We start from the raw sequence: 26,776 nt of genomic DNA on the forward strand, positions 1-26,776 counted from the left end.
AAATAAAAAAGAGTGAATTCACTTCACTCTTTTTTATCACAATTATCTACTTTCCACTTCAACTGAAACTACTCGATCAATCTCTTTCAGGGAACTATATAACTCTGTTGTATATAAATCTTCTGGAGCTAAAATAACCATCTCCAGTTGCTGAAATGCTCCACTATCTATATCTTTAATTTTCACGCGTTTCACATGCATGCCTAAATTTTTAATTTGCTTAAATATACCATCTAACTCATGATGCTCTTTAACAGTAATTTTTATAGATAAATCCTTTTGTCTTAATGAATACGGTCCTGCAATTTTCACAAGTTGCGGAAGTACATTAATCGCTAAAATAATTAAAACCATAGCAACTGTCGCTTGTAAATAAAATCCCGCACCAATTGCGATCCCTAAAGCTGAAGCAGCCCACACCATAGAAGCTGTTGTTAATCCAGAAATAACATCATTACTTCTTCGTAAAATGACACCTGCGCCAAGAAAACCAATTCCACTAACAATTTGAGCGGCCAGTCGCATCGGATCCATATTTGTATGTCCTGGAACAGAATATACATGCACAGATTCAATTGAAACCATCGTAATTAAACAACTTGCTACAGAAATAACCATACTTGTTTTCACACCAAGTGGTTTATTCTTTAGCTGCCTATCTATCCCGATGAATAATCCTAAAAAGAGTGCTAAACCTAATTTGAGTAAAAATTCATATGACATATTTCCATTCTCCTTACTTTACAATGTTTCCCTTAGAATAACTCACTATAACTCTTTTATGATATCAATTCCAGTCTTTTCTATTCATTTAACGTAAAAAACCGAAAAAACATTTATAACGATGTTTCTCCGGCTTTTTATTACACTTTAGATTCTTCTTTATTTCTGATCTTTAATCTTAATTTCTGCATCTTTGTAGAATGCTAATTTACTGTCATTATACTCTTTTGTAAATTTGTTAAACTGCTCTTTCGACTTTTGTGCTTCCACATTTAATTCATTAACAGTTTTAACTTTTTCACCGATTTCTTTTAATTTCGTTTCTTTTACTTTTAATTTTTCATACAGTTCTTTTTCAGTCGCTAACACTTTCGTGTAATTTTCATTCATCTTTTTGAATGCATCATAACGATTTTTATACGACTCTTCTACTGCTTTTGCTTGTTTTTGTAACTTCTTATCTTCAATCTTCTCTATATTACTTTGAACAGATTTCGTTTCCTTCTGTGCTTTTTCTAGCATTTCTTTTTCACTTTTCAATACTTTTTCACGATCATCTACATTTGCAGTAGCTTGCTCTATTTTCTTCACAACTGCTTCATTATGATCTTTACCTTCTTGCAAAATTTGAGCATATAATTCTTGCCCTTGTTTCTCTAACTGCTCTAATTTTTTTGCTTCATCCATTAAAGATTTTTCTTGTGTTGCTGCTGTTTCAAAAGCTGTATATAGATTTTCTTCTGGCTTTTCACCGAAACAACCTGTTAAAAGTCCTACTGATAATGCTCCAACTACTGCTACTTTTCCATACTTCAACGTTCATTCCTCCATTACATACGGTTATCATGCCAGAAGTTCACTGGGAAGTGACTCTCTTCATGATAAGCTTCAAACTCATAACCTTTTTCTTTTAGCCCCTTTAAAATTGCTGGCACAGCAGCAACTGATTGCGGGTGAATATCATGCATTAAAATTACTTCTTGTGGTTTTGTTGCGTTTGTTAATACGTTTTGAGCAATTTGTGCTGCAGCTGCATCAACTGGCATTTTATTGTATCTCCAATCTAATGAATCAATTGTCCAATCCCATACTTTAAATCCGCCTTCTACCACTTTATTTCGAAGACCTTCATTCAATCCAGGCATCGAACCATATGGAGGACGTGTTAATTTAGGTGATTTCCCAATAATATTAGCGATTAAACCTTGATCTTCTTTCATCTCATTTACATACTCGCCATTTTTATATAACTTTGCGAAATTATGTGTCATACTATGCATGCCTACATAATGACCCTCAGCATTTTCACGTTTCACTAAATCAGGAAATTCTTTTACATTCGCTCCAATTAAAAAGAACGTCGCCTTCGCATCATGTTGTTTTAGCGTATTTAATAATTCAGCCGTATATTTCCCTGGCCCATCGTCAAATGTAAGATAAGCAACTTTTCTTTCTTTTCCATTAAAACGACTTGGTGCCGTTTTATTCATTTCAACTTTCGGCTGTTCACTTGCAAGCTGCACTACATTTTCTTGTTTCGCAACAGCTTTTGCTGGTGAAGTAATTGATTGAAACATGTAATACCCAATAGCTACTGCGGCAATCGCTATTAAAACGACTACTATTTGTTTAATTTTTAAAGCTTTTTCCATTCTATCGAATTCCTCTCCCTATTAATCTTATATATAAATCGCCCAATATAATTATACATCTATTTATTTTTATTTCACCATATAAATAGATTTTATTTGTATTATAATGGGAGTTTTATCAAAATTGTTGTTCCTATTCCTTCTTTGCTTGTAACACTAAGCACACCGCCATGAAGCTCTACCATTTTTTTAACGATAGCTAAACCAATACCTGCACCTGCAGCATGATTATTAATTTGGTAAAATGATTGCTCAATATATGGTAAATGTTCTTTAGCAATTCCAATCCCTTCGTCTCTTACCTTAATCACTGCTTGTCCTTCTATTTTAGTCGCTTCAATGTGTATTGTACTTTTTTTATGTGAATACTTAATTGCATTTTGAACAATATTCAAGAAAACTTGCTTTAACCTATTTCGATCTCCCATCAATTCAATTCGGTCTATAGTAGTAATAAATTGAATTTCCTTCTCTTCCGATTTAGGAGTTAATTGCCAAATCGTCTCCTCTAGTATATCGTACAACTGCACCTTTTGTTTATATAAATTAAAATGATTTGATTGTAATCTTGAAAAATCTAGCAATTCTTCTACTAAATGAATCAATCTATCTGTCTCACCTGAAATAATGCCCATACCTTGCTTTATTTCTTCTTCTGTTAAATGATCTACTGTTTTTAACGTCTCACTCCAACCTTTAATTCCTGTTAAAGGCGTTCGTATTTCGTGCGAAATAGAAGCAATGAATTCATTTTTCATCTGCTCAGCCTTATCTATTTTATAGGCCATATAATTTAAACTATGTGCCAAGTCCCCTAATTCTCCAGGATAATCTTCTTTAATTTTTTGCTTTAATGTGCCTTCTGCAATTTGTGAAGAGGCTTGAATAATGGATTCAATTGGCTCAACAAATGAATTTGCCAAACGTCTACTAATTAAGAAGGCGACTCCCGAAATAACAATACCTACAGAAATAGCAAACGTAATAATTTCAATAATCTTTTTATTTACATTTGTTAAAACAGTCGTATATTTTAAAACACCAATAGTTTGTCCTTGATGTATAAGTGGGCTTAGCACCTCTAGTTGTTTTTTATTACCTTTCGTAGTAACTTGATTATACATTTCACCTTCTAATAATGATTGTGGAATATTCACTTTACCTTCTACCTTTTCACCACTTGAAGATTGTATAACCGAGCCGTGACGATCAATTAACTGTAATTCTGTTCCTTCTAATTGAAAGCTACTAATTATGTCACCACTATATTCTTGTAATCGAATAAAGTATAGTGAATTGTATTCTGAAAAAAAACGTGTACTCGTTTTCGCATGAGACTCTATATATTGCACAATACCATTATAATAGTATCGATAAATTGAAACTGAAAATACAACTTCAAATAATACAAGCATAAGTGTAATGACCGTCATAAAATATAAAGTCACTTTCCGTTTCATCTCATACTTTCCTTCCACACATATCCTTTTCCCCACACCGTAAGAATAAATTCAGGTTCTGATGGATTACATTCTATCTTTTGACGTAACCGTCTCATATTTACATCTACTACTTTCGTCTCACCTACGTAATTGGTTCCCCAAATCATATTTAAAATTTCATCACGCGAAACTGGCTTTGAAGCCTGATTCATTAAATACTGTAATATCATATACTCTGTAGGTGTTAAATCGACTAATTGTCCATCTTTATACAATCTTTCTTCTATAATATTTAACGAAAATGGACCTGACGTAACAATATTCGTTTTTTCTTCATGTACTTCTATTCTTCTTAATAAAGACTGTATACGTGCAGTTAATACTACTGGACTAAACGGTTTTGCAATATAATCATCTGCACCTATTCCTAGTCCTTGCACCTTATCTTCATCTTGTACACGTGCGGTTAACATAATAATACCCATTTTTTTATTTTCTTTCCTGATAGCCTTACAAACTTCTAAACCATCAATCCCCGGTAACATTACATCCAGCAGTGCTATATCAACAGTTTGTTCACTCAAAATCTGTAACGCTTCTTCTCCAGTAGTAGCTTCTATTACATAAAATCCAGCACGTTTTAAATTTAAAACAATAAAGCTACGGATCGTTAATTCATCTTCTAAAACTAAAATTTTTGACATAATTCCCACCTCCTACTCTTGTTGATAATCCGCTAGCGGTTTTATATATGCTTTCACTTTTTCAAATTCTGATTGCTTCGGTACTGCATATACGTGAGAAGCCGTTTTAATTGCTGCGCTGTAGCCTTTTATATTGAACCATTCTTTCCGCTTAAAAATATGAACTTCAAGCCATATTTTATTTGTTCTTGTATCCAAAAACTTTTGAGAATTTGATTCTTTTTGCTGATCTGGTATTGTAATTTTCCCTATTAACTCTTTAGGAATTTTCACATAATACCCTTTTTCTATATCTATATATCGTTCTTCAATTGGTTTAATTCCAGATTCACTCCACTGTATGTAACGTTCAAAAAGCGGACTATCACCATGTGATTTATCCTCCCAACCTTTTGGACGTACAGTACGAACAAATTCAATAATGCCGTCTTCATTAACATCTTTACTTTCTACAACATATTCATTAAATAAATCTTCTTTCCCACCTATAGGTAATACTTCATAATGATCCTGATCAAATTTTGCTACATAAGTTATACCTGAATGAGCCCCTGTTCCCGCATCGATTACAACTGCCTTTAATGATTTAGAAATACGGCCCATTTGTATTCTTTGAATACTATTTATATACGGATCAAATGTAACCTCTGACAATACCTTAAACTTTTCAATGAACTGAACCTTCAACTGTTCATCTTTCATATACGAAACAAGGCTTATGTCTTTAAAACCATTTTTGTTTAAATCATCTATAAATAACTTTGTATACTTCTGTCTATAAAATTCCTTTATATCGTCACTCTCATTGGAAAAAACATACATTGTGTTTTCTAATAAATCACGATTGGTAGTTATTCCTATCAATAGTTCCCTTTTTCCACTCCCTGTGAAATCTCCTACCTCAACAATATCTACTTCTTCCCCATCAAATGTATAGGTTGACTTCATATTCCATCCATTATTTTTCTTCTCATATACGGCTAAATATATATGATAATCTTCATTAGGTATTTTATATACGATGACAGCTTCTTTTTTATTATCTCGTTCGAAATTCATTGACCATGTCGTCTGTTTATCTCTATTAGACATTGGAGTAAGTAAGCGATAATTAACAGGTAAATCTTTATCAATTTGTTCCTTTAATTCATTAATCCATTTTTCATTTGTAGGAGCTTCCATTAGACTTGTTGGAGCTTCAGACATTTTACATCCAGTCAATATAAAGATAATTCCCATCATGCTTAACCATTTCTGCATATGATATCTTTCCTTACCACAAATTTTGAATATGTCCTTTTACTTTTTTACCTATCCATTATACTCATACATATGAGTATAATTTTTCTAAACTAAAAAATCGTTACAGAAAAGTTACAAATACATTCCAAAAAAAAAGATTGGCAAAAGCCAATCTTTTTTTATTATTCGTTTCGGACTGATTTTGGCGTTACACCTAAATGATCATTTAATTTTTTTGAAATATCTTTTACATTTTTTTCATTTGGAATGTAATAATAAATACCACCGATACGTTTATCTGTACCTTCTATTTGCAATTTTTCCATTTCCAAATTAGATCCTGCCATATTTTTTGTAATGGCAAGCATATCGTCAAATGTTAAGTTCGTTTTCATGTTTTTATCAACCGCATCTAGTAAAGAGCCCATTTTGCTAATTGATTGAACAGACATCGCTTTTTTGGCAATTGCTTCTATTACAAGTTGCTGTCTCTGTCCACGCATTGCGTCACTATCAATTTTACGCGTTCTTGCAAGTGCAAGTGCTTGTTCTCCATTTAAATGTTGGTAACCTTTTTCTAAATGGATCATACCAGCTTGGTCTTTACTATCTTGTTCAGTGAAAGTAACTGGTACATCAATATCAATACCACCAATTGAATCGACAATTTGTACGAATGATTCAAAGTTAAACTTCACATAATAATCAACAGGGACATTTAAAAATCTTTCCACCGTATCGCGTGTGCTTTCTACGCCACCAAATACGTGAGCATGAGTAATTTTATCTAATTTTTTTCTAGTTGGAATATAAACACGTGAATCACGTGGAATACTTACTAGCTTAACAGACTTATCATCTTTATTAATTGTTGCTAATAAAAGTGCATCTGTTCGAACTGCTTCGCCATATTGGCTTTTTCTCATTTCACTTCCATCTACACCCATGATTAATATTGAAATATTATCCTTTAAAGGTTCAACTTCTTTATCACGCTTTGATGACTTTTCAATTTTCGCATACGCATCATTTACAACAGCTTTTGCTTTATTATATATAAACGAACCATATCCTACTCCTCCAAAAATAAGTAGGAAAAATGGAATTAATATGAACCATTTTATTGACTTTCTTTTAGAACGCTTTTTATTACTTCTCGTATTTTGTTCTAATTCAGAGCTCATACCCATTCGCCTCTCTTTCTCTTTACCAAGTATAATGTAAGTCTATTTATCTTCATATTGAATTTCCTTTCATTAACCTTACAATTTTGTAAGGTTACTACTAAAACCCAATATGTATTCCATTTCACATTATACTCTCGTACTTATTTTTGGCAAGTCACTATTTACCAATTTCAAAAATTTAGCACTTCGCAACATGCAAATTTATAAATTCATTAACTCTTTCATTTTAAATTAGGATATCTTTTTCCAGATAAACGATATGAATAAAGAGTCCAGCTAATGATAAAACCTCTATGAATACAGTATATTTCACGTTATTATTTCTCAAACGGCGTATACATGCTTTTCTTCCCCTGATTATCAATAAAAGCCGACTTTGCTTTTATTTTCGTTTTTTCTACTTCCATGTCTTCATTTGAGAAGTTCACAATGATTTTAATATTTTTTCCATAAGAAACAGATTGTACTAGCTTATCTTCTGACAAATACGCAAAATTCGTCATCTCTTCTTTTACTGCTTTTTCATGAACTTCATTCCAAACTTTTAGATGCTCTGTAATTTCTTTTTTATGCTTATTCCACTCTACTTCATCTAAATGGTACAACGGAGGAACATTATACAATAATTCAGACAGCATTCGATTTCCAACTTCATCTTTTACCTTTAAACTTCCCCATTCCCAATGATGCGTTGTAATAACGGAATCATTGTATACTAATTTATATAATGGTACCGAATATACTGGATTTAAATATACTTGTTTATATTCTTCCTTCAATGGTACTTGTTTTGCATATTTTTCAGGAACATTTTGATTTGGTGACCAATATCCGCCAACATAATACGGACTTGTTTTATTTTTCCTCATATCTTCATCGTCCCATTTAATAACGGGTGTTTCAATTCCGTGTGCAAATGCAATCGTATTACTAGCAAAATCATTTCCACCTTCAGAACCAACGACCATACCCTTTTCTTGCGCAATGTAGTCCATTCGTTTTAAACGTGCTTTTAAATCTTGCTCTTGTGTCGTTATATGTTTCGCTGAATAATCATCGTAAATTTCACCTGTCGCATCACAATCAATAAACCATGAATTATATTTAGGACCATTTTGTAATATATCATTCATGCGTTCCTTTACACTAGGCAGCGATAAAGTCGGGTTTAACTTGCGACCTCTGCCTAAAAAGCCTTGCACCTTTTCTCCGTTTTTCTTCGTTACAGTAGCCTCTTCGTATAATGATGGGTCATTAAAGGATGCTGTGTTCCAATTTTTATCACTTTTTTCGTGAATGGAATGATATGAATCATACGGACCAACTAAATACCCCATTTCCTTAGCTTTTGTCACGAAATTTGGTTGCATAAATCCTTGTTCCCAGTTCGGCAGACCAATCCACGCTTTTTCTATTCCTGCCTCTTTCATTTCCTTTAGTATGTCTGTTCCATCTGCATTACCCCATTTACTTACCTCTTCAACCGCATCACCAAGTAGCGACTTTAATAAATGCTTATTTAAGCTATACAATTCTGTGTTCGTTAAGTGACCTACACCTTTCTTTAATAGCACACTAGCTTCCTGATCAACGTTTTGAAAAATATCCTCTTTATAAAATTCCTTCATGGATAATACTTCGTTTATATAACGTAAAATAACATTTTTTTGATACTTATCAATGAAATCTTGTTTACTTACTTGATCTAATACATTCAGTTCCCCAGGCTCTGAACTATTCTTTTGAATAAGTTCTTTTATATGACTAAACAGCGGGCTATTTATTTGCTCCCTTAGTTTTGGCCAATTTATATTACTTTCTGATAAACCATTTTGATTCCAAAAATAAAAATGCGCCGCTCCATATAACTTTTCGATTTCTTTATTTTTTCTAGCCTTTTCTTGTAATGTTTTAAATTCACCTTTTCGAACAATATCATCCTTATACAGTTTAGCAATGCTTACCGCATCATTATTTGTCACATATAATTGAAATCCATATGTTTTATTTTTATTTATGCTCGGAAATTCATGTGTAAAATCAAATCCTATTTTCGGATCCGAATGAAATTTCAATTCATTATTAAACATATTGTTTGCAATATATACAATTGCATATTTCGAACCATTTAATGCGAAAAACTTCATAGAAAATGATTCAGCAAATGAATATGCATCATCCTTTAAAAACTTCTTCCAATTCTCATCATTGCTCGAAATTTGCTTACCCTCCCATAACGGAAGTGTATAATTTTCAGCTTCTACTTTCGGCCATGTAAAGCTTTCTGCACCAGTCGATTCCACTTCAATGTTTAAGTGGTCTTTTTTCTTTTCTAATTTTATTTTTACTTTTTGATCTGGATATTCCCACGATGTACGATCCTTTTCTTTTTTTACATTCGATACCTTCATTTTCGGTAGGGGTTGTGATGCCTGTTCCTTTACCCCCTCATATTCTACAGTTAATGTGAATGTTTCTGGATTTACATCATAAGTAAAATCTTTATACGTCGATTTCTTTATTTTAGACTCTTGTACAGCATTACTACCTTTTACGTCACAACCGACTAAAGTCGAAAATGGCATAGTTGTTAGAAGACATATCGCTATCATTTTTTTCATCCTCTGCACCTCCACCAATGAATATACAGGTGGTTTGTTACAGGAATGTGGCAAAAAAATAATAGAGCTAGCATTTTGCTAGCTCTATTTGGAGTATTAAAAGTTGATATAAACAACTATAATTCGCTTAGAAGATATGTAATACAGTAACTGCATTTTTTCTCAACAATTATGAAACTAAACAAATCAAAATTTTAACAAGCATTCTTTAACTGAAAAAACAAGTGTATACAATGTATCCTAAAAGTAGTACTAAAATGATTATCCCTGTACCTTTCCAATTCATACCGCCTGCTATATCAACTGGACTACCTGTTTCCGCTCTATTGAGTCCGTCATGTAAAGAACCCGTAGGATTACTTTTTAATTCACTTTGTCTCATACGCTCTCTTTTTTCTTCTGGTGACTCTTTATTCATTTAATCACCTCCAAAATGAATGCACTCTTTACTTACATTATTCAAAATCAACATTTGTTTTATATTTTTTCCCGAAAAAACCTAATTTAAAATAGGTTTGCAACGTAAAGAAAGCTAGCCATGCCAGCTTTCTTTACGATCCAATATGCTCTTGCTTATTTACAATAATACCTTTATGGTCGATTTCAAGCTCACATACTTTCATATCTGTAAATACTCTCGCTAATTGCTCAGCGATTTCTTGACGTTTCTCATATGGCGTTAATATAAAAATAGATGGTCCCGCACCGCTAAGTGCTGTGCCGTACGCACCAAATTCTTTTGCGCATTTACGAATAGATGGTAATAACGGTACGAGTTCTAAACGATATGGCTCGTGAAAATGGTCTCTCTCCATCATTTCACCTACAACTTCCCACCGCTTTTGACATAATGCAGCTACTAATACGTTACTTATCGCACTAGCTTTAACTGCCTCATGAAACGGAAACATCTTTGGTAATACAGATCGACTTTCATCTGTATTTAATTCTTCATTCGGAATAAGAGAAATTACCCCTAATTCCTTGCTCTCAATTCTTACGACGGAAATATCCTTTCCATCAAGTGCTCCGATTACAGTTCCACCTAATATAGAAGCAGCAACATTATCAGGATGTCCTTCAAAATTTGTAGCAATTTGAACTTTTTGATCAGCAGTTAAGTTCAAATTGCCTAGTTGATTCGCAAGCTCTATCCCAGCTACAATCGCTGATGCACTACTTCCTAGCCCTCTTGTTAATGGGATATTACTAGTAACTTCTATTATATGGGGTGATATAGAAGGACATACTTTACATGCCGTGCTAACGATTAAATTTTTATCGTCTGTCGGAATTGATTCTTCAAAGGAATGGATTACTTGCCATTTATCAGCTTTTTCTTTAACCACCACATCTAAATACAATGACAAAGCTATTCCAACTGAATCAAATCCAGGACCAACATTTGCCGTACTAGCAGGGACACGAACACTTAGTGGTATCACGACATAATCACCCCTTTAATATGATCTTTAATCTGTTCTATATCATTTGACAAACTTGCGATGTCTAGTTGATTTGAAGAAATAGCGATATCAGGATCCTTCAAACCATTTCCAGTTAATACTGCAACAACTGTTTCTCCCTTTTTGATTTTTCCAGATTTAACATGTTTAATTACGCCAGCTAATGAAGCATTTGATCCCGGTTCAGCGAAAACTCCTTCAGTTTTTGCCAATAACCTATACGCATGTAAAATTTCTTCATCTGATACCATATCTATTTCACCACAAGACTGCTCGGCAGCCTCTACTGCATACGACCAACTTGCTGGGTTACCAATGCGAATTGCTGTTGCAATTGTTTCAGGCTCTTCAATTACATGCCCTTTTACAATTGCCGCTGCTCCTTCTGCTTCAAAGCCATGAATTCTTGGCTTCTTATAACCTTTTTCTTTCTCATATTCACAGAAGCCTTTCCAATATGCTGTAATATTCCCTGCGTTCCCAACAGGGATAGCTAGAACATCTGGTGCATTTTGCAATTGGTCACAAATTTCAAATGCTGCTGTTTTTTGTCCTTCAATTCGATAAGGATTCACTGAATTTACTAATGTAATCGGCTCTTCTGCAGCAATATTTCTTACAGCCTTAAGTGCATCATCGAAATTCCCTTCTATTGAAATAATTTCAGCTCCATAAGCGACCGCTTGCGCTAATTTTCCATGCGCAATCTTTCCTTCAGGGATTACGATTATACATTTCATCCCAAGACGTGCCGCATATGCTGCAGCTGATGCTGATGTATTACCTGTTGATGCACAAATGATTGCTTCTGAACCTTCTTCTTTCGCCTTAGCAACTGCCATCACCATACCACGATCTTTAAAAGAACCTGTCGGATTCGCTCCTTCGTACTTACCATATAGCTGAATCCCTAATTGCTTTGATATATTTAATAACGGAATAAGAGGTGTATTTCCTTCCATTAAACTGACATCAGGTGTGTTTTCATTCACCGGTAAATAAGAAGCATATTGTTTCAATAGTCCTTTATACATATTGTTTTTCCTCCTCAATAATGTAGTAACTGTTTATTTCACTTGCGACAGCTTCTATCGCTCCTAAAACTCGTTCGAATTGATACTTGGAAGTTCGATGTGTCACAACAACAACTTCTGCCAGTTCACGGTTTAAAGGTAATTGAATAACTTCTTTTAAACTCACAGAGTAATTAACGAAACATTCTGTTATTTTTTGTAACATCCCAGGCTCATCTCGTAATGAAATACGCAAGAAATATTTCGAAACTACTTCTTCATCACCTTGTAATTCATAAGGAACTGGTTCTTTTAACGCACTTTTATTTTTCGGCACTTGATTCATATTTTTAACGATGGAAATAATATCACTTACTACAGCAGAACCAGTTGGCAACTTTCCAGCTCCAGGTCCGTAAAACATTACTTCTCCTACCGCTTGACCGTGAACATATACTGCATTAAATTCATTATTTACATTCGATAATGGATGACGACTTGGTAAAAGTGTCGGTTCTACACTTAAATGAATGGCTGATCCTTGTTTTTCTGCTTTCCCAATTAACTTCATAGTAAATCCTAACTTTTCAGCCATTTGTAAATCTTCTTTTTCGACCTTTCGAATCCCTCTTACTTGCACATCATCTAATGAAACATTCATCGAAAAACCTAAGTTTGCAAGAATTGCTACCTTTCTCGCCGCATCTAGTCCATCTACATCTGCTGTCGGATCCGATTCTGCAAAACCTAATTTTTGCGCTTCCTGTAAAGCCTCTTCATAAGACCACCCATTTTGACTCATTTTTGTTAACATATAATTTGTTGTACCATTTACAATTCCCATTATTTTTTCAATTTGATCTGATGCTAGCCCGTCAGTTAGTCCTCTTAACACTGGAATACCGCCTGCTACGCTCGCTTCATAACATAAATCACAATCATTATCGTTTGCCAGTTGAAGAAGCTCTGCACCATATACAGCCATTAAATCTTTATTTGCTGTTACGACATGTTTTTTATTTTCTAAAGCCTTAACAATATGCTGTTTTGCTTCTTCAATTCCGCCCATTACCTCTACTACAATATCAATATTTGAATCATTTAGAACTTCATCTACATGACTTGTGACTGCAATTCCGTCAATACAAACATCGCGTTCTTTTTCCAAATCACGTACAACGACTGTTTTCACTTTCACTGCGTATCCTGTATCAAGAGCGATTTTTTTATAATGTTCTTTCAAAATATGAACAACACCACTTCCGACCGTACCTAAACCTAATACCCCAACATTTATAACGTTATTCATCTTCTAATCTCCTCCTAAAAGTTTAATTGTTACACCTATAAATCACCTTACTCTGCTTTTTTGTCATGCAGGTGGTGGTTATTTCCGTACTTATAAATAGTTTCATGCTACCGCACCTCCCTTCAAAGTAATAAAAAAAACACACCCATCCCTAGGAAAGGGACGAATGTGTTTTCGTGGTTCCACCCTTGTTCCAATCTAGACGTATTTCTCCCTAGATTGCTCAAGTTCAGATAACGGCTGATACCGTCAATAATTACTAGATTACTCGTTCACTATTGAAGTTCAAAGGTGGTAAAATCATTTCTCGTGTTAGGAAGCTCACACCCTTGGCTTCCCTCTCTGTAAACCGTAAAAATGATTTCTTGTCCTTATCGTTACTTTTTCGTTCATGTTTATTTGTTAACTCATTATACTCGCATAAAAAACAAAATCAATACTATTTTTTAATTATTTTAAATTTTCAATCTCTAAATCCGTAAAAAAACACACTCATCCCTAGGAAAGGGACGAATGTGTTTTCGTGGTTCCACCCTTGTTCCAATCTAGACGTATTTCTCCCTAGATTGCTCAAGTTCAGATAACGGCTGATACCGTCAATAATTACTAGATTACTCGTTCACTATTGAAGTTCAAAGGTGGTAAAATCATTTCTCGTGTTAGGAAGCTCACACCCTTGGCTTCCCTCTCTGTAAACCGTAAAAATGATTTCTTGTCCTTATCGTTACTTTTTCGTTCATGTCTATTTGTTAATTTATTATAGTTATCAACTTTTTAAAAAGCAAGCCTATTTTTACTAACTATTTTCAAGAATTTTTTTTATTATATTTCACAATATCATTATGCAACCGCCACTCAATTTACCTATTTTGTTATTTCTCCAGTTTATAAATCAACGGTTCATATATAAATTCCCCATTCTAAAACCCGTACATATCCGCTCTACAAAACTATATTAATAAAATTTTTAATACAATCTTTTTGTATAACTTTCTTCTAAAGAACGTGCAACATCTTCTTCTGAAGTATTCACTTTCGCATGCTCCAGCAACATTTTTGCTGCTGATGGTAACTCTTTTTTATTTAACCAAGATTCTGGATCCCACATCTTAGAACGAATAAACGCTTTTGCACAATGAATATAACACTCTTCTATTTCAACAACAATTCCAAGCAACGGATTGCGTCCATTCGCCTGCATTTCTTTCAAAATTTCTTCGTCGTTTGTAATATACGCTCGGCCATTTATTCTGAGTGTCTCCCCAAGACCTGGAATAAAAAAGATTAGTCCTACATGTGGATTTGAAATAATATTCAAAATGGAGTCTATACGACGATTTCCTGGTCTTTCTGGAATGATAATTTTATTATTATTGAGTACGTATACAAATCCAGGTGCATCTCCTCGCGGCGAGGCGTCACACTCCCCCAACTTATTTCCAGTGGATAATACTAGAAAAGGAGATTTAGAAAGAAAATCTACGCAATGGTGGTCTAATGATGAAATGACTTTTTTCAACGCTCGCTCACTTGGTTGCCCCAATATTTTCCGTAACTCTTCCTCTGTTGAAATAATCGATTTTATTTCCGTACGCTCGATCCCCACTTATAACCACTCCTTTTTCTTTATTTTCCCAAAATTCAATACAAATATTGTATAATAAAATTTGAGGAAAGGGGAATTAAAATGACAGAGTGGTTAACAATATTTGATTCTGAAAGAAATACACTTGGGAAGAAATTACGTGATGAAGTGCATCGTGACGGCGATTGGCACGAAACATTTCATTGCTGGTTTGTAGAAAAAGATAATGAAGATATGTTTTTATATTTCCAATTACGCTCTAAAAATAAAAAAGAAGCTCCATGTATATGGGATATTACTTCAGCTGGACATATTATGCATGATGAAGATGTACAAATTGGTGGTCTTCGTGAAATTGAGGAAGAATTAGGGCTTTCCTTTCAAACTAATGATTTAACATACAAGGGAATCTTTAAAATAGATTATGAAATTTCAAATCTTACTGATCGCGAGTTTTGTCATATGTATTTTCACAACGTCATCAATCCACTTCCATTCGCACCAGGTGAAGAAGTAGACGATGTGATGAAAGTACATGCAACTTCTTTTCTACAACTATTAAAAGGAGAGATTTCATCTTTAACGACTATTTCAGTCTTAAACAATACACCGATTACGATAACATTTGAAGATATTTATCCGTATGATCTTGCATACTATGAATTTGTTATAGAGCAAGGAAAAGAATTATTAAAAAATAATAGTTTATAAATAAAATAGGACTCCTAGCATAATATTGCGTAGAGTCCTATTTTTTATTATTGTTCAAGTATTTTTAATCTACCCTCTACTTGTATAAATAAACGAATGATTAATAACAGCATAACCACTATAATCGCTATTATTGTATGTGGATATCTAAACAGTATACTAATAACACTTCCAATTAACATCATGATAAATCCGTTTTGCTTCATCACTTCTGCACTATACCTGTTACCCGCATCCCATAATTCCTTATTTTTCATAGATCGTTTCGTGCGATAACCATATGCCGCATTAATATCGGTCGGTGGATTTTTTTGAAGAATAATTGCCGCAAGTATAAAAATAATACCAATCAATATGCTTATTCCTATGTTTACTAGTGCATCAATCAATTATATCCCCCCCCTAACTTACACTTTCATTATACGACACAACCCTTATTTTTCCAATTTATAACACATTCACTTTCTTTCTTTCGATGTCTGGAACATACTTGGAAGTGTTACAAAACGTGCCCCTTTCGTTTTTAACTGCGGAATGATTTTGTCTAGTGCATCAACAGATCCTTGTAAATGCCCACCTGGAGTAGAATGCTGCAGTATGACACTACCTGGAAATGAATTCCCTAACACATTATTTGTAATCGTATCGGCACTTACACCTTTCCAATCAACTGTATCAACACTCCACTGTACAATCATAAAATTTTGCTCAGTTGCCCAATTCAATTGATTTTCAAGTATTTCACCATACGGTGGACGTATAAATTTAGGAGCATAGCCGGCTAAACGTTTTAATATTTCTTCCGTTTTTATAATTTGATTACGGTACTCAGCGTCATTTACTTTCGCTAAATTCGGATGACTGTACGTATGATTACCAATTACATGCCCTTCATTTGCAATACGCTTTACTACATTCGGAAATTTTTCTGCGTTTTCACCAAGTAAGAAAAAAGTAGCTTTTACATTATGTTGTTTTAACTTATCTAATATTTTTGGCGTGAATTCTGAATCTGGTCCATCATCAAATGTAAGAGCTACTTCCGCTTTATTATACGGTCCTGAAAATGCGTACGCATATTTTTCAACCCATGTAAATGGTGTCCACGATCCACGATCATCTGCTTTCATTTGTACTTCATAGCTTTGAGGGATATATGCGTATGGCAATGCGCTTATATAGTCTCCATAATAAAATGAGTTATATGGCATATAAGCATACGAAACATCTCGTTCTAGTCCCCATTGATATGGAGCAAACATTTCTGGCGAATAAAAATAATACATGATAAAAAACCTCCCTAAATTTTCATATGTGATTCATCTGCACTTTGTTAGAGAAATTGTTATTCATAAACAAAAATAAGACTGTCCTTAATTAGGACAGTCTTACTGCTCACTATTATTAATAAATCGATGTACTATCTTTTGGCAAAGCTTTCACATGTTTTAAATAGTTCGTCACTTTATCATCATCATCTTGCGGATATTGATATTCATATTTGTTAGCGATTTCGTTCGCCACTTCCCTAAATAAATCACCCATGACAAAGAATGACTCCCATATGTTTTCATATTCTGCATTAGAAAATGTTCTTTTAAATTGCACCCACATATCTTTTTCAATATATTGCTCGAAATGCTTTCCAAACTTCCCTGCATTAACTGTAAAATCTGTTTTCATACCAATATACCATTCTAGCATTACGATGAACATATCTCGCACTGGTCCCTCAAGCATTCCTTTTGCATAAGAAAGCTCTTCTCTCCATAGCCCTTTTGCCACATTCGTACTACACCACCAAAATTCATTACAACAATCCAAAAACTCTTTTTCTGTAGGCTTTTTTATTAAGTAATCTTTATCGCTTGCTGGCGGGAATCCTTCCATACAATTATCTTTATCGAGAAGTAATTTACTTAAACTATCTTGTCCAACGAACTTTTTTATTAACTCAACTGGAACTAGCGTTAAATCAATCCGATTCCCATCCATGAACTGCATTAAATACGGAAACTTCCCATCTTCATCTGGTTGAACTAACGACATTTCTTCTGGCATTTGTACTATCATTATTTCTCCAAATCTATGAACCCAATTATGATTAGACGTAAAAGATTGTATATCATTTACAACATACATAATATCATAGTCTTGAAAACAATCTCTTTTCACATTTGGATTTACACGCGATCCATTCATGATAACTGCTCGAATTCTTCCATCCTCTTTTGCTGTATTAATAATTAAGTCTAGCATTTCTTTTTCAGTTCTCATCTACTTATAGCCTCCAATTTTTTGATATATAATATAGTGTTATGTATGTCGGAGGCCCACGAGCTAATCTCGTTATACAAGATACATGTTATAATTTTTCAAACATCTTTTTCATTCTATCTATCTCCTTACCTCATTCTTTTACGATTGCCATTACAAATCCATCGTATCCCTTACTTCCGACAGTTTGAAGCGCTGTAGCACTAACACGTGGCTCAGCAGCTATTAATTCATAGAAACGACGTATCCCTTGTACACGAGGATCGGTACTAGTATTGTCAATAACTTCTCCTTCACGTACTACGTTATCCCCAATAATTACAGTACCCGGTCGTGATAGTTTTAGTGCCCATTCAAAATAAGCAGGGTTATTTTGTTTATCAGCATCTATAAAAATAAAATCAAACGGTTCATACTTCTCGTTTTCTATTTGTTGTAAAGAATCGAACGCTAATCCTGTTCGTATTTCAATTTTATCAGTCAAATTAGCACGCTCAATATTGCTACGTGCAATTTCAGCATGTTTTTCACTTGCTTCCAATGTAACAACTCGGCCTCCAGATGGCAATGCTCTAGCAAGCCATATCGTGCTATACCCGCCTAGCGTGCCAATTTCTAAAACATTACGAGCCCCTTGAATTTGTACTAACAGTTGTAAAAACTTCCCTTGCGTTGGTGATACATCATGTGCTGGCAAATTAGCTGCAGCATTAGTTTGAAGAACCCCTTCTAATGTAGAATCTTTCGGTATTAATACATCACTCATATATTGATCAACAGCCGTCCATTTCTCAATTCCACTCATGCAAATATCACCCCTTTCAATTTTCCAATGCTTTCTAGCATTCACTTTTGATTATACCGAAAATTCTGTCTCGAATACAAAAAATAAAGAAGGGACATCTACCCCTTACAGAATAGATATCCCTTCTTTTAAAGTTAAATTTACTTCCTATGGATTAGTAGACCAAAGCCCAGCAGATTTAATAAATGTACGTTTATTTAATTTCAGCTGCGCTACGATAAATTCTGCAATATCTTCTGCTTGCATTACTTTATCAGGGTTTCCATCAGTTAATCCTAAATCTACAGCCATATCAGTCGCTACTGTACTTGGAGTTAAAGCTGTTACACGAATGTTATGTTTGCGAACTTCCATCGCTAACGATTCTGTTAGGCCAAGGACACCAAATTTAGAAGCACTATATGCACTTGTTACAGGTGCACCTTTTTGTCCTGCTGTAGATGAAATGTTAATGATATCACCAGATTGTTGTTCAATCATGCTTGGTAAAGCAGCACGAGTTGCATAATATACACCCATTAAGTTTACTTGAATGATTTTTTCCCAATCAGCAACATCTAATTCTAAAAACTTACCGAACTTAGAAATACCAGCGTTATTAATTAAAATATCGATAGATCCTAAACCATTTTTTAACGTTTCAATCGCAGTAGTCACTTCTTCGTATGAAGAAACATCAGCAGTTGCAATAACAGCTTTTACACCTTCTGCTTCTACTTCTTTCGCTACAGCTTTTAAGTTTTCTTCTGAACGAGCTAATAAGCCTACATTTACACCTTCTTTCGCTAATGCGATTGCTACAGCGCGACCAATCCCTCTACCTGCTCCTGTAATTAAAGCATTTTTACCTTGTAATAATTCTGCCAAGTATAACACTCCTTAATCATCTCAGTTATGTATTATATTAAAATTGTATCTATGTTTATGTAAAAAGGCAATGATGCACTTTCATGTGCGTAGGTTACTTGTAGGTAACTATAGAAAGTTTTTGTTTATAAGTTTCATGTTTTTACCATTATTCATGTAAAATAAAAACAAATCCAGCATAGGAGAGTGTATGTGTATGAAAAGAAAAAAAAAGGGTCTTGTTACTAACTGCAGTCGGACTATTTATCATATTGTTTGCCCTGTACTTTATATTTGGTAATCCACTAAATTATAAAGTAATAGAAAAAGATACTAGCAATTATCTCCATATTAAAAAAGGTTATAAGCAAGAAGAAATACAAGACATAACCGGAAAATATACTCCCATTTATAATATTGGCTATTATGCAACAGTAGTATATAAAGACGAACCATATTTTACATACTCTTATACATACGATGATAATAAAAAAATAATACAAGACAACGGTATTTTAGGAAGACATACTGAGTCATTTGAACATCTTAATTTAAACTGGTCGTTGTTTGACCAGTTAGTAGATGGTATTCATACAAACTTGCAAGGAAGAGGTTTAAGAGAAAAGAAAGATTATTCTATACGAAACGTTCAATTCATTGATATAGATGACGATAAAAACGGTGCAGAAGCATACGTTGACTTTAAGAAAGATAAAGAATCTGATTACTCATACCGTATGAATAGCGAAGGAAAAGATTATCAATATAATTGCAGTAACGGTAAATGCATTTTTAAAGAAAAATAGTGTTAGAAGGCTCTCCTTCTAACACTATTTTTCTTCATAATTAGGAATACACACAATAAATTCTGTTCTATTTCCTTCTTCACTCTCTACTTTTATCTCTCCTTGATGAAGGTCGAGTACTTTCTTTACAATAGCTAAACCTAAGCCACTTCCTCCATAGGCACGATTTCGTGAAGAATCCGCTTTATAAAAACGCTCAAAAATATGTTGTTTCTGTTCTTCTGATATACCGATTCCCGAATCACGGATGCGCACTTCCACTACTGTTTCATGTTCCTTTAACTGAATAGTAATCGTGCCACCGCTTGGAGTAAATTTAATACTATTATGAATTAAATTAATCCACACTTGACTCATACTTTCTTGGTCAGCAATAACATGTACTTTTTCTAAATCTAGTTCTAACTCGATTTCTTTTTCAACCCAGAGTGGTTCACTATTTAACACAATTTGCTTTAACTGCTGATCTAATCGATAACTCACTCTTTCTGGTATATACTCTTCTGATTCTAAAAGAGTTAGCTTCAATAAGTTTTGACTTAGTTTAGATAATCTCGTTGTTTCAGTTTCAATAATGGTAAGATAATGTTTTCTTTTTTCCTCAGAAAGATTATCGTCTTGTAGTGCTCTAGCAAATCCTTTTATAGAAGTTAATGGTGACTGTATTTCATGAGAAACATTCGATACAAATTCTTGTCTCATTTTCTCCATCGTATTCAGTTCATCTGTCATATCATTTATACTTTTTACGAGCACGCCAATTTCTCCATCATACTTTTCTTCATTTCGTATTTTTACGGAGAAGTCTCCTTTTGCAATTTTTTGTATCGGTTCAATAATAGTCCAAATCATTGCCTCTCGTTTTGGCCTCATTAATATTCCAATTAATGTCCAAATAAGAATAATAAATACAAAACCGACCATATCACTAATTAGAAAGGCAACAAATGGCGATACATTTACGTCAAAAGCATTCAATATACTAGTTGCTACATAAAATGCGATAGACCAAATGATAGTAAGAAAAGAAAAGAGCGCTAATACCGCTCCAAATACTTTCAGCATCTTCAACTTACTCATTCGTTCTCTTTTTCTCATTTACTTACCTCTAAGCGATACCCTAATCCTCTTATCGTTTTAATACTAAATTTCGACTGCTCTTCTTGAAACTTCTCACGTAACCGATTAATATGAACGTCTAGTGTACGTTCATTCCCTTCAAAATCATATCCCCATATTTCTTCAATTAATTGCTCCCTCGAACAAGTTCTTCCCGATTTAGACCCTAAAGTAAAGAGCAGCTCAAATTCTTTTAACGGTAACGTAACCGTTTGTTCTCCAGATGTAACTTCGAATGTTTTACGATTTAATAATACATTTCCAACTTGAATCGATTGTGAAACTGTAATTTGGTAACGTTTCAATAATGCCTTTACTCTCACTACTAGTTCTATAGGGTCAAATGGCTTTACAAGATAATCATCTGTCCCAAGGTGAAATCCTTTTACTTTTTGTGATGTTTCCCCTTTGGCAGTTAGCATCAGAACCGGGATATCATAGTATTTTCTTAATTCAAAACATACATCAAATCCATCCATATTTGGCATCATAATATCAAGAATAACCATATCGACTTTTACGTCATCCATTTTCCGAAGTGCATCTACTCCATCAATTGCCTCATATGTTTGAAAACCTTCTCGTTCTAAAAATACAGAAACGAGTTCCCTAATGTGTGGATCGTCGTCTACTATTAAAATTTTAGGTATCAAAGGAACCATTTCCTTTCTACTTAGCATCTAATATATTTTTTTAAAATGCACCCTCTTTAATTTTCAATTGTTGCGTTGCAAACTCACGATACATATCATGCGTCTGTAATAATTCATCATGCGTACCACTACCTGTAAGATTCCCTTTCTCAATAAAGATAATTTTATCTGCATCTACAACAGTAGAAAGTCTATGCGCAATCACTAACGTTGTTCTGCCTTTCATTAAGTTATTTAACGCTTTTTGAACGACAGACTCAGATTTACTATCTAAGCTTGAAGTTGCCTCATCGAGCATAAGAATTTGCGGATTTCGAAGTAACGCTCGGGCAATGGCAATTCGCTGTCTTTGTCCACCAGAAAGCTTCACACCGCGTTCTCCAACTTCTGTTGCATAACCGTTTGGTAAGTCATGAATAAATGCATCAACATATGCCATTGCTGCTACTTTTTCAATTTCTTCATCCGTTACTTCGCCTTCAACGCCGTAACAAATATTATCACGAATCGTTCCATCGATTAACGGACTATCTTGTGATACGTAACCGATTTGACGTCGCCATGACTGTAATGAATAACTCGTAATTGATTCTTTTCCTAATTTAATGGCACCACTAGTTGGCTCATAAAAACGTTCCAGTAATGAGAATAACGTTGTTTTCCCACTACCACTTGGTCCTACAATCGCTGTCACTTTTCCAGATTCAATTGTGAAATCAATATTTCTCAAAACTTGCTCTTCTTCGTTATACTCAAAATGTACATTTTCAAGAACGATCGGTTGCTTAGCATTTGTCACTTTCACACCAGTTTCATGATCTTCTACTTTATATTCTAAAATCGTACTAATTCTTTCCGTTGCACCAATTGCCTTTTGGAATTGTGTAAAGAACATAGATAATTGACTCATCGGCATTACAATTTGAACTAAATACAAAATAAACGCTACAAGTTCACCAGTTGTTAATGCACCGCTAGAAACTCTCATCCCGCCATATCCTACGATAATAACAAGTAGTGCCATTAAAACAAACGACATAACTGGCGAAATTAATGCTTGCACTTTCCCTTCTTTCAAACCAAATTGTAATAACTTTTGTATACCTGTATTACCCGTTTCATATTCTCTTTTTTCTGTATTTGAAGATTTCACTAAACGAATTTCTGATAACACTTGCGTTAACACACTTGTAAAAGATGCCGTTTCATCTTGAAGCGCTTTTGAAATCTTATACATTTTTCGTCCAAGTGGAACTAAAATTAATACAGACAACGGAATAACCGTTAAAAGTAACGCAGTCATTTTCCAATCTAACACAAATAATACAATTAACGATCCAACAATTGAAATACCACCTGTTAATAAGTTTGACAAATGCTCAGAAATTAACGTTTTCACAACACCTGTATCATTCGTCATACGGCTAATGGTATCACCTGTTCTATTTTGATCGTAATAAGATACCGGCAAGATAAGTACCTTTTTCCACAAACGTTCTCTTAGTCCCGCTACAATCTTCTGCCCAATATAATTTAGTAAATATATAGACAATCCTGCCGCAATAGTTTGCATTACAAAGAAAGCAACTAACCCAACAATTTGTCCTGCACTAATTGAAGAAAGCGAAAAATTATCTACTAATCCTTTTGTTAGCATAGGAATAAATAAACTCGCTCCCGTAGAAAGCAAACTCATTAATAACGCAAAAACTAAAATTCCTTTCGGAGGATTTGTATCTTGAATAAGGCGTAAAAACTGCCTCCAGCTCCCTTTTTTCTTCATTTCATTTCTAACTTCCATTCCTGTTCATCTCCTCGTGTTAAACCAAACTGTTCTTTCTAAAATTAGAATACGATACAAATGTAAACTGAATGTAAACACACTTTTTCTATTTTTACAAAATATACATAAAAACTCATCTTTACAACAGATATAAACATCTGATATTATTACCTGGTACTTAATATTATTCTATGTAAATTATAGATAAATAATTTACAACACGATATAAATCTCCAGCTAGTGAAAGGAGTATCCTTTTTGCAAACAAATATACATTCTGAAAAGGAAACAATTATTTTTATTCATGGATTAGTTGGCAATCGTCGCGCCTTCAAAAAGGAGCAAAAACGATTTTCTGCCTCCTACAACATTATAACTTATGACTTATTAGGTCACGGTGATGATAAAGGAGAAGCAATCGACTTTTCATTACAGCGTCTCGTAGATCAATTATTAAACTTATATGAACAAGAAGGTATTAAAAAAGCTCATATTTGTGCGCTAAGTTACGGCTGTTACATCTCTACAATTTTTGCACAAATGCATCCAGAAAAAGTATTAAGTATTTGTCATATTGGAGGACATTACAATAACCCTTCTCGCTTATATAGCGTATTCCAAAATTTTTGGGAGAAGCGAGGGGATGAATACTCTAAATGGCTCTCTCAATACGCAAATACTATTTTTCCAAGTGGTATACTAAAAGCAAATCCGTTTGCAGTCATTTCAAGAAATATTTACTACCGTTTCGGATTACAATTACATTCATCCATTATTGCCCAGTCATTACGACATCGGTTAGAATTCGATTTAAAGTCTAAATTAGAATCACTTCCTCACCCTATACTATGGGTAATGGGAGAGCATGATCATCTCTATAAATCTTGTCTATTTGATTTGAAATCTATTTTACCTAACGTTCTATATAAGGAAATACCTTTAGCAGGACATGCAGCGAACTTATTTCGTCCTAACTATTTCCATGACTTATATGATCGATTTTTAAATGGAAATTTAAAATAAAAACTATTAAACTTCCAATTTATACAATTATAAAAAGGCTTCCCAAGTTTCCTTGGAAAGCCTTTTCTCTATACGAAAAGTATATAAAACTACTTTTTCTTAGTATGCTTTTGTGTAACCTAATAGGTGCTTGCTCCAGTAAGAGTTACTTACAGAACTAATACGTACACCAGTTGCATCTGTTTCTGCACTAATGAACTGACCGTTTCCTAAGTAAACACCCATGTGAGAAGGACCTGATTTATAAGTATTTTGGAAGTATACTAAATCACCTGGTTGTGGATTGCTAGTTTTTGTTTTAGAGCTCCAGTATCCAGCAACTGTTTGACGAGCGCCTTTATGACCAGTTTGATTTAATACGTAGTGAATGAATCCACTGCAGTCAAAACCAGCAGGTGTTGTACCAGCATTTCTGTATGGTGAACCATTTAAAGATCTAGCGAATCCAGCGATTGAAGATGTATCTCCACCTGTTGTTGGTTTTTGTACGTCTTTACCTGGTTGTTGAACGTTATTTGTAACGTTATTGTTATTGTTATTTGTAACGTTGTTTACTCCGCCTTTTACAAACTTAACGAAGTCTGCACTTACGTAACCCGTGCGGCCGTTATGGTTAATTTTGTACCAACCATTTTCAGCGCCAGTAACGTTTAGTACTTTACCATTTGTTACTCCACCGATTACAGCGTTGTATGTAGCTGGGCCTGTACGTACTTTTAAAGCACCAGTGTTAACAACATAAGAACCACCAGTTTGAACTGTTGTAGTATTGTTGTTTGTAGTTGGTTGTTGTGTTTCGTTAGATACAGCAGAACCACCTTTTGTTACGAAGTCTTTGCTTACGTATCCAGTTCCACCATTGAAGTTGATTTTAAACCAATCTTGTACTTCACCTACAACTTGTACTGTTTTACCTTTGTTTACAGAACCTAAAACTGTATGAGATGTACTTGGGCCTGTACGTACGTTAAGTGAAGAAACGTTTACTGTGTAAGTACCTGTTCCTTGTTGAACAGTCGTTCCTGTTTTGCCACCAGTCGTTACGAAGTCACCACTTACATAACCTGTTTGACCATTTACGTTTACTTTGAACCAACCGTTTTCTTGTCCAACTACTTGTAGCACTTGACCTGATTTCACTTTAGAAATAACGTTATGTCCTGTACCAGCACCTGAACGAACATTTAATACATCAGCAGTTACTGTGTATTTTAATTCAGAAGTTGTTTCTACAGTTTTTGTTTCAGTTACAGTCGTTTGAGTTTGTCCATTAATTTCTTTTAGCGCTTCATTTGAAACTTGTGCATGAGCAGAATCCATTCCTGGAACTGCAACGCCAGCTACAGAAGCTGCTGCTAAACCTGCAATTACTTTTTTCATAAGTTGTCTTTACTTCCTTTCCCTACTATCCTCTTAAAAAAAAACTTAAAACTTTAATACTTTACAATATTATCAAAGTAAAATATTCATCCAGTTCCATTTTTTAGCAAGAGTTTTATTTTTCACACAGAGTTCATTTTAAATGAACAAAGTGAAATCCGTGTGAACTTCATGTGAACTTTATCATTAATTATAGTGTTTTTGCAATGATTTTTTCAAATTTCTTATATATCGCATGAAAATTCGACATTTCATTTAATATCTCAATATAAAACATCGCTTTTCTATCTTCTATAAAAAATTCTATTAACCTAATACAAACCACATTATGTATTTCCTTATAAAGCTCCTTACATGAAGTATACTTTCATCATGACAAAAATCACTCTATTTATCAATAGTATAATATTTTTAGAAAACTAAATTTCT

The 26,776-nt window shown here is 34.0% G+C and carries 25 protein-coding genes and 2 other annotated features; of the genes, 3 read left to right on the forward strand and 22 right to left on the reverse strand.

Going from position 1 to position 26,776, the window contains the following annotated elements:
* Positions 1-42: 42 nt before the first annotated feature.
* The 13 genes from ACO6VI_RS23180 to ACO6VI_RS23240 form a co-directional block, all read right to left on the reverse strand.
* Positions 43-723 (reverse strand): MgtC/SapB family protein, encoded by a 681-nt coding sequence (locus ACO6VI_RS23180; protein WP_000119510.1) that lies wholly within the window; start codon positions 721-723, stop codon positions 43-45.
* Between the two features lie 159 nt (positions 724-882).
* The gene (locus ACO6VI_RS23185; RefSeq protein WP_088020866.1) at positions 883-1,539 is read right to left on the reverse strand and encodes a YkyA family protein; all 657 of its coding nucleotides are present in this window, start codon (positions 1,537-1,539) and stop codon (positions 883-885) included.
* Between the two features lie 14 nt (positions 1,540-1,553).
* Positions 1,554-2,375 carry a peptidoglycan-N-acetylglucosamine deacetylase gene (locus ACO6VI_RS23190; RefSeq protein WP_000409484.1) on the reverse strand — a complete coding sequence of 274 codons (822 nt, stop codon included), beginning with the start codon at positions 2,373-2,375 and terminating at the stop codon, positions 1,554-1,556.
* 101 nt (positions 2,376-2,476) lie between these two features.
* Positions 2,477-3,835 (reverse strand): sensor histidine kinase, encoded by a 1,359-nt coding sequence (locus tag ACO6VI_RS23195; protein WP_422424192.1) that lies wholly within the window; start codon positions 3,833-3,835, stop codon positions 2,477-2,479.
* Positions 3,832-4,521 (reverse strand): response regulator transcription factor, encoded by a 690-nt coding sequence (locus tag ACO6VI_RS23200; RefSeq protein WP_000036071.1) that lies wholly within the window; start codon positions 4,519-4,521, stop codon positions 3,832-3,834. The genes ACO6VI_RS23195 and ACO6VI_RS23200 overlap by 4 nt, the downstream gene beginning before the upstream one ends.
* 12 nt (positions 4,522-4,533) lie before the next feature.
* Positions 4,534-5,781, reverse strand: coding sequence for a hypothetical protein (locus ACO6VI_RS23205; protein ID WP_001174877.1), 1,248 nt, complete (start codon positions 5,779-5,781; stop codon positions 4,534-4,536).
* Between the two features lie 164 nt (positions 5,782-5,945).
* Positions 5,946-6,947: an LCP family protein gene (locus ACO6VI_RS23210; RefSeq protein ID WP_002182662.1), complete on the reverse strand. Its 1,002-nt coding sequence runs from the start codon at positions 6,945-6,947 to the stop codon at positions 5,946-5,948.
* A 320-nt stretch (positions 6,948-7,267) separates the two neighbouring features.
* The gene (locus tag ACO6VI_RS23215; protein WP_088020865.1) at positions 7,268-9,571 is read right to left on the reverse strand and encodes a glycoside hydrolase; all 2,304 of its coding nucleotides are present in this window, start codon (positions 9,569-9,571) and stop codon (positions 7,268-7,270) included.
* Between the two features lie 208 nt (positions 9,572-9,779).
* Positions 9,780-9,989, reverse strand: a complete 210-nt coding sequence (locus tag ACO6VI_RS23220) for a DUF6366 family protein (RefSeq protein WP_063547088.1) — start codon at positions 9,987-9,989, stop codon at positions 9,780-9,782.
* Between the two features lie 133 nt (positions 9,990-10,122).
* Entirely contained in the window at positions 10,123-11,016 is an 894-nt protein-coding gene (thrB, locus tag ACO6VI_RS23225; protein ID WP_063547087.1) for a homoserine kinase, read from the reverse strand.
* Entirely contained in the window at positions 11,013-12,071 is a 1,059-nt protein-coding gene (thrC, locus tag ACO6VI_RS23230; RefSeq protein WP_000276434.1) for a threonine synthase, read from the reverse strand. The genes thrB and thrC overlap by 4 nt, the downstream gene beginning before the upstream one ends.
* The gene (locus ACO6VI_RS23235; RefSeq protein WP_023521724.1) at positions 12,064-13,359 is read right to left on the reverse strand and encodes a homoserine dehydrogenase; all 1,296 of its coding nucleotides are present in this window, start codon (positions 13,357-13,359) and stop codon (positions 12,064-12,066) included. Before ACO6VI_RS23235 ends, thrC begins: the two co-directional genes overlap by 8 nt.
* A gap of 155 nt (positions 13,360-13,514) precedes the next feature.
* Positions 13,515-13,746: a binding site (T-box leader), on the reverse strand.
* Between the two features lie 115 nt (positions 13,747-13,861).
* Positions 13,862-14,093: a binding site (T-box leader), on the reverse strand.
* A gap of 233 nt (positions 14,094-14,326) precedes the next feature.
* Positions 14,327-14,965, reverse strand: a complete 639-nt coding sequence (locus ACO6VI_RS23240) for a pyridoxamine 5'-phosphate oxidase family protein (protein ID WP_000510726.1) — start codon at positions 14,963-14,965, stop codon at positions 14,327-14,329.
* A gap of 81 nt (positions 14,966-15,046) precedes the next feature.
* On the opposite strand from ACO6VI_RS23240, the gene ACO6VI_RS23245 reads away from it, so the two are divergent.
* Entirely contained in the window at positions 15,047-15,655 is a 609-nt protein-coding gene (locus ACO6VI_RS23245) for an NUDIX hydrolase (RefSeq protein WP_023521722.1), read from the forward strand.
* A gap of 47 nt (positions 15,656-15,702) precedes the next feature.
* Here the strand turns inward: ACO6VI_RS23245 and ACO6VI_RS23250 are convergent, their stop codons facing one another.
* The 5 genes from ACO6VI_RS23250 to ACO6VI_RS23270 all read right to left on the reverse strand — a co-directional run bounded on the left by ACO6VI_RS23250 (position 15,703) and on the right by ACO6VI_RS23270 (position 19,604).
* Complete coding sequence (locus ACO6VI_RS23250) at positions 15,703-16,041, reverse strand: SdpI family protein (RefSeq protein ID WP_161519801.1); 339 nt, start codon at positions 16,039-16,041, stop codon at positions 15,703-15,705.
* A 72-nt stretch (positions 16,042-16,113) separates the two neighbouring features.
* Complete coding sequence (locus ACO6VI_RS23255) at positions 16,114-16,941, reverse strand: peptidoglycan-N-acetylglucosamine deacetylase (RefSeq protein WP_000291203.1); 828 nt, start codon at positions 16,939-16,941, stop codon at positions 16,114-16,116.
* Between the two features lie 118 nt (positions 16,942-17,059).
* Entirely contained in the window at positions 17,060-17,932 is an 873-nt protein-coding gene (locus ACO6VI_RS23260; RefSeq protein WP_001258527.1) for an aminoglycoside 6-adenylyltransferase, read from the reverse strand.
* 133 nt (positions 17,933-18,065) lie between these two features.
* The gene (locus ACO6VI_RS23265; RefSeq protein ID WP_063547086.1) at positions 18,066-18,737 is read right to left on the reverse strand and encodes an O-methyltransferase; all 672 of its coding nucleotides are present in this window, start codon (positions 18,735-18,737) and stop codon (positions 18,066-18,068) included.
* A gap of 147 nt (positions 18,738-18,884) precedes the next feature.
* Positions 18,885-19,604, reverse strand: coding sequence for a 3-ketoacyl-ACP reductase (locus ACO6VI_RS23270; protein ID WP_000818985.1), 720 nt, complete (start codon positions 19,602-19,604; stop codon positions 18,885-18,887).
* Between the two features lie 218 nt (positions 19,605-19,822).
* On the opposite strand from ACO6VI_RS23270, the gene ACO6VI_RS23275 reads away from it, so the two are divergent.
* On the forward strand, positions 19,823-20,389 hold the full coding sequence (locus ACO6VI_RS23275; protein ID WP_088020864.1) for a DUF3139 domain-containing protein: 567 nt from the start codon (positions 19,823-19,825) through the stop codon (positions 20,387-20,389).
* A gap of 24 nt (positions 20,390-20,413) precedes the next feature.
* Here ACO6VI_RS23275 and hitS read toward each other — a convergent pair whose 3' ends face one another.
* From hitS to ACO6VI_RS23290, 3 genes are read right to left on the reverse strand one after another with little or no spacing between them, the layout of a single operon-like run.
* Positions 20,414-21,487, reverse strand: a complete 1,074-nt coding sequence (gene hitS, locus ACO6VI_RS23280) for an envelope stress sensor histidine kinase HitS (RefSeq protein WP_140157246.1) — start codon at positions 21,485-21,487, stop codon at positions 20,414-20,416.
* Positions 21,484-22,161: an envelope stress response regulator transcription factor HitR gene (gene hitR, locus ACO6VI_RS23285; protein ID WP_000612415.1), complete on the reverse strand. Its 678-nt coding sequence runs from the start codon at positions 22,159-22,161 to the stop codon at positions 21,484-21,486. The genes hitS and hitR overlap by 4 nt, the downstream gene beginning before the upstream one ends.
* Positions 22,162-22,201: 40 nt before the next feature.
* On the reverse strand, positions 22,202-23,962 hold the full coding sequence (locus ACO6VI_RS23290) for an ABC transporter ATP-binding protein (protein WP_088020863.1): 1,761 nt from the start codon (positions 23,960-23,962) through the stop codon (positions 22,202-22,204).
* Positions 23,963-24,202: 240 nt separating this feature from the next.
* On the opposite strand from ACO6VI_RS23290, the gene ACO6VI_RS23295 reads away from it, so the two are divergent.
* On the forward strand, positions 24,203-24,967 hold the full coding sequence (locus ACO6VI_RS23295) for an alpha/beta fold hydrolase (protein WP_065228667.1): 765 nt from the start codon (positions 24,203-24,205) through the stop codon (positions 24,965-24,967).
* A gap of 99 nt (positions 24,968-25,066) precedes the next feature.
* Here ACO6VI_RS23295 and entFM read toward each other — a convergent pair whose 3' ends face one another.
* A complete protein-coding gene (gene entFM / locus ACO6VI_RS23300; protein WP_088020862.1) occupies positions 25,067-26,347 on the reverse strand; it encodes an enterotoxin EntFM in 1,281 nt (426 codons plus the stop codon).
* Positions 26,348-26,776: the final 429 nt, after the last annotated feature.

Origin of the sequence: Bacillus sp. PSXD-155 (assembly GCF_049310765.1) — a bacterium.
Taxonomy (GTDB): Bacteria; Bacillota; Bacilli; order Bacillales; family Bacillaceae_G; genus Bacillus_A; species Bacillus_A cereus.